The sequence below is a fragment of the Geomonas sp. genome (genome assembly GCF_056994735.1).
Map to the genome: position 1 here is coordinate 23,789 of NZ_JBXKJL010000474.1, position 9,438 is coordinate 33,226.

The 9,438-nt window shown below is 60.4% G+C and carries 11 protein-coding genes; 6 read left to right on the plus strand and 5 right to left on the minus strand.

The annotated features are described in order from the left end of the window. Positions 1 to 221 precede the first annotated feature (221 nt). Positions 222 to 1,319 (minus strand): NAD(P)H-dependent flavin oxidoreductase, encoded by a 1,098-nt coding sequence (locus tag AC11W3_RS20300; RefSeq protein WP_484091248.1) that lies wholly within the window; start codon positions 1,317 to 1,319, stop codon positions 222 to 224. A gap of 141 nt (positions 1,320 to 1,460) precedes the next feature. Here AC11W3_RS20300 and AC11W3_RS20305 point away from each other — a divergent pair, with 141 nt between their 5' ends. After that, on the plus strand, positions 1,461 to 2,417 hold the full coding sequence (locus AC11W3_RS20305) for a sensor histidine kinase (protein ID WP_484091247.1): 957 nt from the start codon (positions 1,461 to 1,463) through the stop codon (positions 2,415 to 2,417). A gap of 4 nt (positions 2,418 to 2,421) precedes the next feature. Continuing rightward, positions 2,422 to 3,123, plus strand: coding sequence for a response regulator transcription factor (locus tag AC11W3_RS20310; protein WP_484091246.1), 702 nt, complete (start codon positions 2,422 to 2,424; stop codon positions 3,121 to 3,123). Positions 3,124 to 3,233: 110 nt separating this feature from the next. Here AC11W3_RS20310 and AC11W3_RS20315 read toward each other — a convergent pair whose 3' ends face one another. Continuing rightward, the gene (locus AC11W3_RS20315; protein WP_484093645.1) at positions 3,234 to 3,368 is read right to left on the minus strand and encodes a hypothetical protein; all 135 of its coding nucleotides are present in this window, start codon (positions 3,366 to 3,368) and stop codon (positions 3,234 to 3,236) included. Between the two features lie 210 nt (positions 3,369 to 3,578). Here AC11W3_RS20315 and AC11W3_RS20320 point away from each other — a divergent pair, with 210 nt between their 5' ends. From AC11W3_RS20320 to AC11W3_RS20335, 4 genes are all read left to right on the plus strand, one after another. Beyond that, entirely contained in the window at positions 3,579 to 4,160 is a 582-nt protein-coding gene (locus AC11W3_RS20320) for a hypothetical protein (protein ID WP_484091244.1), read from the plus strand. 78 nt (positions 4,161 to 4,238) lie between these two features. After that, on the plus strand, positions 4,239 to 4,847 hold the full coding sequence (locus AC11W3_RS20325; protein WP_484091243.1) for a penicillin-binding protein activator LpoB: 609 nt from the start codon (positions 4,239 to 4,241) through the stop codon (positions 4,845 to 4,847). 110 nt (positions 4,848 to 4,957) lie between these two features. Next, on the plus strand, positions 4,958 to 6,328 hold the full coding sequence (locus AC11W3_RS20330) for a COG3014 family protein (protein WP_484093646.1): 1,371 nt from the start codon (positions 4,958 to 4,960) through the stop codon (positions 6,326 to 6,328). A gap of 39 nt (positions 6,329 to 6,367) precedes the next feature. Beyond that, a complete protein-coding gene (locus AC11W3_RS20335) occupies positions 6,368 to 7,375 on the plus strand; it encodes an LPP20 family lipoprotein (protein WP_484093647.1) in 1,008 nt (335 codons plus the stop codon). A gap of 127 nt (positions 7,376 to 7,502) precedes the next feature. On the opposite strand, the gene AC11W3_RS20340 is transcribed toward AC11W3_RS20335, so the two are convergent. The 3 genes from AC11W3_RS20340 to AC11W3_RS20350 form a co-directional block, all read right to left on the minus strand. Further along, positions 7,503 to 8,012: a shikimate kinase gene (locus AC11W3_RS20340; protein ID WP_484091240.1), complete on the minus strand. Its 510-nt coding sequence runs from the start codon at positions 8,010 to 8,012 to the stop codon at positions 7,503 to 7,505. A 340-nt stretch (positions 8,013 to 8,352) separates the two neighbouring features. Continuing rightward, positions 8,353 to 8,679, minus strand: a complete 327-nt coding sequence (locus AC11W3_RS20345; RefSeq protein ID WP_484093648.1) for an MGMT family protein — start codon at positions 8,677 to 8,679, stop codon at positions 8,353 to 8,355. Then, the coding region (locus tag AC11W3_RS20350; protein ID WP_484093649.1) for an MFS transporter at positions 8,669 to 9,438 on the minus strand (770 nt) is incomplete at its 5' end. The genes AC11W3_RS20345 and AC11W3_RS20350, both read right to left, overlap by 11 nt.

Here is a 9,438-nt window from a genome sequence, read left to right on the forward strand (position 1 = left end):
GTTCATGCTGAGCCTGACGAAGCACGCACTGTGATATCCATTCATGCTCAGTCTCTTGAAGCACGCGCTGTGATATCCGTTCGTGCTGAGCCTGTCGAAGCACGCACTGTGATAACCGTTAATTTTTAGAGTTTGCCTTGGCCGCCCATGAGACAAAAAAATCCCCCTACCACTGCAGTGATAGAGGGATTTCCTGTTTCAATATCGTCCTTACAGAAAGATCAGGCCGCCTCGGCCGCCTTGTTCTCCACGCTGGCCTCTTCGGCGAAAAGCTCGTCGAAGATCTCCTGGACAGTCCCGATCCGGTCGGACTTCCAGGCGTTGGTGCCGCAGAAGATCAGGCCGGTTTCCACATCCCCGCGCTGTGCACGGTCGAGTGACCTCACGATGCAGAAACGCTCGCGACTCTCCTTGTACGAGCATTTCTTGAGGCAGCCCATGCCGCAAACGGAGGCGCGGTCCTTGTCATACTGGACGATCGATTCCTGGTTCGATACAATGGCCCGGCCGGGAAGTCCGGCAGGGCTCATGATAAGGCCGATGTCCTCTTTCTTGCAGTCGAGGTAGGCCTGCTTGAAGGCGTCATCGGCGTCGCACTCGACGGTCGGGACGAAGCGACTGGCCATCTGCACGGCGTCAGCCCCCTCGGCAAGAGCACGAAGCATGTCCGTGCGGTCCCAGATCCCTCCCGCGGCGATTACGGGGATGTCGAGGTTGTATTCGGTGCGGAAGAATTCCTTCACCCCGCGGACCGTTTCGTATTGATCGTAGTCACCGTTGCCGATATTCTCAAGCTTCTCGCCGAGATGACCTCCAGCGGTGTCCGGGTCTTCGACGACGACCGCGTCGGGGAGGCGATTATAGGTCTTGTCCCACTTCTTGGCGATCAACTGTGCAGCACGAACGGAGGAGACGATCGGAATCAGCGCTACATCGGGCGCATCGGCGGTCAGCCCCGGCAGCGTCATGGGAAGCCCGGCTCCGCAGACCAGCACCTTGGCCCCGCCCTCGACGGCGGCGTGTACCAGCTGTTCGAAATCGGAGAGCGCCACCATCACATTCACCCCGATGACGCCGTCGGGAGCGATCTCGTATGCCTTTTTGAGCTCGGCCTTCAGAGCGTCGCCATTACTCTGGAGGTAGTTCTTGCCATTAAAAAGGCCGCTGTTGAGGCTTATTCCCGGAGACGCGACGAGACCGACGCCGCCGCACTTGGCGACGTGCCCGGCCAGTGAGCCGGCCGAGACCCTGACCCCCATTCCGCCCTGGATAAGCGGGTAGCGACATTCATATTTTCCGATGCGTAGCGGCTTGAACATTCTTCCTCCTGAGTCGGAACTGCGGTTAATACACATTAGCAGAGAAGATTGTTTCCTTTTGTAATACTAATGTAAAACAACCCGACGGGAGCTCATGATTAGACCCTTGCAAATTGCATCACACGATGCTACAGGTGAGGCATGAAATTGCAGAGGAAGATGTCTAACCCGCTACTGGCCCTTATCGGCATCCAGCTCATCTGGGTGCTGGTGGTGGTCTCCTGGGTTTACTGGTTCATTGGAAGAAATTACGAGTTCCGGCAACTGGCTCTGCGCTACAAGCCGGAACTGGTGACCAAGGGTGTCGAGTGGCTGGTACTGGTCGAGGGTCTGGTAATGCTCCTCGCCATCCTGGCCGGAGTCTACGTCATCTTTCTCTACTGGCGACGCCAGGCCAAGCTCTACCTGCAACAGCGCAGCTACATATCCCAGCTGACCCACGAGCTCAAATCGCCGCTGGCCTCCATCCAGCTTCACCTGGAAACGGTAAAGCTGCGGACCCTCCCCAAGGACAAGCTGGATGGCTTCATCGACACCATGCTCTCCGACACGGCCAGGCTCAACGTCCTCACCAGTAACCTGCTTATGGCCACCAGGATCGAGTTCCGGCAATTGGGGGAAAGGGCCAAGCGCATCGATTTCTCCAAGTTCGTCTCCGATTATCTCGAGAGCAAGCGCGCCGAGCTTCCGGAGGGGGCCCGCTTGACGGTCGAGGTGGAACCGGGGCTCAATGCGGTCATCGACGAGGAGGCGATGGAGATGGTTCTGCGCAATCTTCTGGAGAACGCGCTGCTATACTCCCCGGCCTCACCGGAGATCAGGGTCTGCCTCAGGCGAACCGGACGGCAGTGCACCCTGGAGTTCCACGATAACGGCAAGGGCCTGAAGAAGAGCGAGCAGGAGAAGATTTTCGATATCTTTTACCGGGTGCGGACCCCTGGCGAGAACATCAGGGGGACCGGCCTTGGGCTGTACATAGTGAAGTCCGTGGTCCAGGCCCACGGCGGCAAGATCAGCGTGGAAAGCCCGGGACCCGGGAAAGGGAGCACCTTCAAGATAACTGTCCCGCTACCGGGCGGGCAGCAGCAGCGAGGATAGCAGCATGTCCGGAGAAAAACCTCACATTCTGCTGGTCGAGGACGAGATGCATCTGGCGAGGGGGATCACCTTCAACCTCGAACTGGATGGATACCTGGTGAGCCATGTCGAGAGCGGCGAGGAGGCCCTGGACAAGGTCCAGGTGGAGAGGTTCGACCTGATCATCCTGGACGTCATGCTCCCGGGGATCAACGGTTTCGACGTCTGCCGCAAAATCCGGGAACTGGACTCGCGGGTTCCGGTGCTGATGCTCACCGCCCGCTCCGACGAGCGCGACCGGATCACCGGACTCGCGGAAGGCGCCGACGACTACCTGATCAAGCCCTTCAATCTCAAGGAGTTCCTGCTGCGGGTCTCGGGGATGCTGCGGCGCTCGGCCTGGTATCGCCCCGAACCGGTGGAGGAGTCGTACCGCTTCGGAGACAACGAAGTCTTCCTCCTCTCCTACCGTGCCAGGACGCGTCAGGGCGAGATCGACCTCACCGATCTCGAGGTGCGCATGCTGTCACTCTTCTTCCAGCGCGAGGGTGAGGCCATTCCGCGCGCCGTGATCCTGGAGAACGTCTGGGGTTACTCCAGCGACGCCGAGACCAGGACCCTCGACAACTTCATCGTGCGGCTGAGGAAATATTTCGAGCCGGAACCGTCCAAGCCGATCTTCTTCCAGACCGTCCGCGGGGTAGGCTACCGCTTCAGCAGGAAGTAGCTGTTATCCTCCCCTTCACACTCCGCTTCTCATAGCGAGGGAAAGACCCGCATCTCTCGGCAGCGTTCGTCTTGGACTTCCAGGACTCTAGCCGCATCACCACAGGAGTTCTAGCTCAAGACTCTACCCCTCTCTTTGAGCCACTCCGGCATCGCCCTTCGCCCTTCGCCTTCGCCCTTCGCCTTCGCCTTCGCCTTCCCCTTCGCCTTCCCCTTCGCCTTCCCCTTCGCCTTCTCCAGCACCATCCTCCAGCAATTACAGTATTCGTGATGATAAACTTTCCTCACCAGATACAATAGTGGCTTGCTTTTCGAATGAACTTTAGCTATCTAAAGTAACCTGAGACATTTGTATCAGTACCACGACCTGGTTTCTGCCAGTCCTGGTCCGGGGACTGTGAGAAAAGAGGGTCGCTACTAACTTCAACAGGCAGAGATAAAACAGGAGGTCTCACAATGGCTAAAACTTGCAAGCAGATCGTCACGCTCGGATTCATCGCCGTATGCCTATTCCTCGCCGGTTGCTCCACCACGCAGCACGTGGCGAGCCCGGTCGCTTCCAACGCTCCGGATTGGGTCAACAAGGGTTCAGGGGCCTTCAAAGACGCCAGCGGGAGCCAGGTCTTCTACGGGGTCGGAATCGCCCAGGGTATCAACAACAGGGCTCTGCAGGTCACCGCAGCCGACGATCGCGGCCGCGCCGAGATCACCAAGATCATGAACAGCTATGTCTCCGTGCTCAACAAGGACTACATGGCCTCGATCACCGCCGGCGACCTGAAGAAGTCCAGCGAGGAGCAGATGGTGAGCCAGACGCTGAAAACCTTCGCCAAGTTCACCCTGCACGGCGCTACCCCGGTCGACCACTGGAAAGACCCTTCGGACGGTACCATGTTCGCCCTGGTGAAACTCGACATGGCCTCCATCCGCCAGACGCTGGAAGAGTCGAAGGAGCTCGACGGCAAGGTGCGCGACTACGTCAAGGCCAATGCGGAGAAGGCTTTCGAGGAACTCGCGGCTGAAGAAAAGAAACACTGACCGATAAGATCCTCCCCAGTCCCCTCTCTCCGGAGAGGGGCGACTGGGGAGTGACAGACCTTAGCCAGGAGAGAACATATGCCGAAACTGCGCGTATCCGCTTTTTGCGCCATCACGCTGCTGCTGATGCTGTCCGGTTGCGCCGGCACCACCGAAGTGAAGCGCCTTGACGCCGGAGAGGTTGTGGACCTCAGCGGCCGCTGGAATGACACCGACTCCCGCCTGGTGGCGGAGGAGATGATCAAGGACTGCCTCAGCAAGCCCTGGCTCGCCAAGGCAAAGGCGGTCGCCGGCAGGGAACCGACCATAGTGGTCGGCGCCATCCGTAACGAGAGCCACGAACACATCGCCACGGACAGCTTTGTCGAGGAGTTGCAGAGGAACCTGATAAATTCCGGCCAGGTCGATTTCGTGGCCTCGAAAACTGAGCGCGGGGCGGTCCGCGATGAGCGCCTCGACCAGGACACCAACGCCTCGGAGGAGACCCGCACCGAGCACGGGCAGGAGACCGGCGCCAACTTCATGCTGAGCGGAGTGATCAGCACCATCCTCGACCGCGAGGGGGGGCAGTCGGTGATGCTCTATCAGACGAACCTGAAGCTGCTCAACATGAAGACCAACCAGATCGTCTGGAACGGCCAGAAGAAGATCAAGAAGCTGGTGAAGCGGGCCTCGACCTCGTGGTGACCCCCTGGCTGCAGGCGCCCCCTCCCCTCCCTTAAAGGATCCGGCGAAGGCGTCGGCACCAGGACCGCTGCTGTCCATGCATTGATAATTAGTTAAGGAGGTGCAGCAAGATGAAAGCTTCGACATTGCCCCACAGCCTGGGACAGTTGGCCTTCTTTCTTCTGCTGCTGTTCCTCGCGGGTTGCCACTCCGGGCCATCGGGAGCACATCTGCGGCGACTCAACTCAGAGATAGCATCCAACCGTTACGACGAGGCCAAGCAGTGCCTGATCGAAGCGAAGGAGAGCGAGTACAGTAAAGACAACATGGTGCTGTACTATCTGAACCTCGGCACCGTCCTCCATCACGGCGGCCAATACAGCGAGAGCGACGCCGCCTTCGAAAAGGCCGAGCAGCGCATGGAGGAGCTTTACACCACCAGCCTTACCAGGACCGCCGGGACCTTCCTGCTCAACGACACCACCCAGGAGTATGCCGGGGAGCCGTACGAGCGGACGCTGACCAACCTCTACCGGGCGCTCAACTGGCTCTACAGGAACAAGACGGACGAGGCCCTGGTCGAGTCTCGCAAGGTGGAAGCCTTCCTGGAAGAGCTGAACAGCAAGGTCAAGTACCAGAACACCTACAAGGATGACGCCTTCGCCCGCTATCTCGACGCCCTCCTGTACGAGGACGCAGGCAAGCCTGACGACGCCCGCATCTCGATGGAGAAGGCAATGGAAGCCTACTCCTGGTACGCCTCGACCTACGGCACCAGTGCACCAGTCTTCCTCTTTCCCGACCAGGACAACTCCAGCTCCGGCGAACTGGTCTTTATCCACTTCAACGGCGTGGCACCACTGAAGACCTCGCAGAGCTGGCAGGTTGCCTGGAACGAGGCACTGGCTTTCGCGAGGGAGAGCAACGACGACGAGGCCGAGTCGCAGCGCTTCAAAAACGCGTTGAGCGCCGGCGTCACCGGCAAGGCCATCACCATCTCGTATCCCACCTATCAGCCCCAACCCTTCCAGATCAGGCAGTCCGAGGTCGAAGTGGATGGAGGGGGTCCTGCCGCCACCATCGTGGTGGAGGACATCCAGGCCATTGCTGCCAAGACCCTGCAGGACCGTCTGGACCTGATCAAGGCCCGGGCCATTGCGCGCGCGACCATCAAGTATGTGATCGCCGAGGCCGCGGCAATGGCGGCAGCCAAGGAGTGCGACAAGATTTACCCCCCCGGGTGGCAGCTGACGCTTTGCAAGCGCTTGTCGAGCGGCGTCACCCATGGCGCGGCCGCGGCAACCGAGTTTGCCGACACACGCGCCTGGGGAACGCTCCCGGCCGAGATCCGTCTTGCCCGGGTGAAAGTCCCAGTCGGCAAACACACCATCAAGGTCAACTTCCGCAACGCGGCCGGCACCATCATGGGGAGCCAGATCTTCAAGGAAGTAGTGATAGAAAAAGGGAAGAGGACGTACCTTGGGTACCGCACGGCGAGTTGACCTCGCTTTCAACTGGAGGAAGTAATGAGGAGAATTCTCGTGTCCTTAGCGGCACTTTTGACCTTCGCGGGGGCGGCCTCGGCCGCGCAACCGAATCCAAAACCGGAGTGGGTTTCCGGCTCGAGCATGGAGTACCCGCGGGAGCAGTACGTAACAGGAGTCGGCAGCGCCGACGATCGCAGGACGGCTGAAGACCGGGCGCTGGGCGAGATATCCCGCGTCTTTTCCTCCCAGGTCACGGTCAGCACCTCGACCGAAGCATCCGAGGCCAGCGCCGAGACGAGGGGAGGCCCCAGCGAGAACAGCTTCTCCCAGTCGGCCAACTCCGGCGTCAAGACCTTCTCAAACAAGGTCCTCCAGGGGGTGGAGATTCCGGAAACCTGGCAGGATGACGGCTCGCGCGTCTGGTACGCCCTGGCAGTCCTGGACAAGGCGAAGTATGTTCCGGCGGTGACCGACAGGATCGCGGAGATCGACACCCAGGCCAAGCAGTGGTACGCCCAGGTGCAGCAGAGCACGGAGAAGTTTTCCAGGGTGAAGATGTCGATGAAGCTCTTGTCTCTCTTCAAGACCAGAAAGGAGCTGGAGAGCGACCTGAGGGTCCTGAACGGGAAGGGATTGCCGAACCCGCTGGACGAGGGTGCTGTGCGGGCCCTGGCGGCGAAGTCACTTGCCGAGCTGGATGTGGCGTTGAAGATCAACGGAGTAAAGTCGCGGGAGGTGGAGACGGGGGTCATCAAGGCGCTCTCCGCCTTGGGACTGCAGGCAAACGGGGACGACCGGGAGAAGAATGACCTGGTGATCAGCGGCGAGGTCGAAGTCACGCCACTTAAGGCAGCCGACAGGCAGTGGAAATTCGCCCGCAGCTCTTCCACCATCAACCTGATCGACGGCAGGACAGGAAAGGTCTTCCTTCAGATCGAAGCCACCGAAAAGGGTGCTTCCGCGACCTACGGCACCGCCGTCCATCGCAGCCTCGACAACCTGGCCCGCAAGATGGCCAGCCAGATAAGCGACGGCATCAACCAGTACTTCGAAAACCAGTGACAGGAAAAACGGAAGCGGCGACGCCATAGTTGCCGGCGCCGCCGCTTCTTTTAGGTAAGGAGAACAGGATCAAGCAGTTCCTTTAGCATGTCGCAAGAACAGCTCCTCTGAAGAGGCCACACGTTTCCTAGCGTTGCTGCCAGAGCTCCATTATCCGATCGGCAACCTGATCGGGTGTCAGGGGATCGGTCTCTATCTCATGCTGTGCGGCGCTTTGATATAGGGGTGTCCTGCGGGCCAGGACTTCGGCGACCTCTTCGGTAAAGGTCTTCCCGGCCACCAGCGACGGGCGGTGGGTACCGGACTCGATGCGGGGGACGATGGTTTCTACGGAAGCCTTCAGCCAGATGACGCAGGCGTTCCTGCCGAGCGCCTCCATGTTTTCCGGACGCTCGATCACGCCACCGCCGGTGTCGATTATCAGCTTGTCCTCGGCCGCCAACTCCCGGGCCACCTCGGTCTCTAAATCGCGGAACTTCTGCCAGCCCCATTTCTCAACGATTTCAGGCGTCGACATCCCCGCCCGCTTCTCGATCTCGCAATCCATCACCACCAGCGGCATGCCAAGGCGGCTGGCGAGTATGGCACCCACCCTGCTCTTTCCCGTACCGCGATATCCTATCAATACCAGGTTCATCTAGCCTTCTCCATTAACATAGCAGTATGCCGGGGCATGACCTTCAAGCATGATGGTCACCCGTCCCCAAGGGACGGTGGCTGTATATACCACATCGTCAGAGATCTCGCCAGAGGCAAGGACGACGCTAATGGCGCCACACTCACCGACCTGTCAGGGGTGTAAGCGGGAATCCAGACACTACGCAAAGTCGACGCCAATGCCGCATCCCTCACCCCGGCCCTCCCGGAGGGAGAGGGAGGCTCTTGGATCACTCTTTCGAGAGCCGCTGGTGGAAGAGTAGGCACACAACCTTCTGACAGCCCCGCCCCCGGAGGGGGAGGGTCAGGGGAGGGGGATTTCAGCAACCGCCACACTCGCCTTCCGGACGCCAGAGATACCGCGTCAGCTCGATGCGACCGCGCTGATCGAAGAGCACGCCCTCCATTTCCAGGCGCATCCGCTGGACTTCGGCGCCATCACCGCCGGAGCGGGCGCTGACCTCCCCTCGGGAGTTGATCACGCGATGCCAGGGAATTGCCTTATCTGTGAGGGCACTGAGGGCGTAGCCGACGAATCTGGCACTCCGGGGGAGACCGGCCAGGCGGGCGATCTTGCCGTAGGTTGCGACACAGCCGCTGGGGATACGGGCAACTACCGCATAGATGGCGGCATGATCAATCCGCATCATGACTCCAGTAAAGAAGCCTGAACATGAACATGACCACGCCGACAGCGGCGCCGCTGACCAGGAAGCCGGACTTGAACCCGGCGGCTTTGATCAGCTGCCCCATGCCGATGGAGCTCACCATCATGCCGGCATAGACGCTGGTGTTGTAGCACCCCATCGCCAGTCCACGCAGACGTCGCGGCACCACGTCGGCGATCAGCGTGCAGATGACCGTGAAGGCGACCCCCATGCTGACCCCCATAATCCCTGCGACGGCGACAAGCGGCAGCAGGGACGACGAGAACACGAAGGCCGCCAGGGCCGCGGCGAAGACAGCCAGGCCGCAGGTCACCAGCAGGCTCTTGTCCTTCACCTTGTCATAAAGCCTGCCGGAAGGAAGGCGCGAAAGGGCGTTGGCCAGGGCCTGGGTCGCGAAGACGGTGCCGACCTGCCAGGTCCCCATCCCCTGGCTCCGGATGTAGAGCGGCATGAAGGTTACGAACATGCCGAAACCGATGCACCCGCCCATGGTCGCCGCCAGACAGGCGACAAGCTTGCGGTTCTTCATCAGGCCCGCCAGCTCCGGAATGACGGCGGGACGAGCGGGATGCTGCGGGACATGGTGGGAAGGCAGGAAAAAGAGCGCGACAAAGAACATCGCCGTGATCAGCGCGCCGGCGGCAAGGAAGACCGATCGCAGCCCGAGAGCGCTGCCGACGAAGCCGCCCGCCGCCGGGCCGAGGGTCATCCCGCCGTAGAGCGCCATGGTGTACCAGC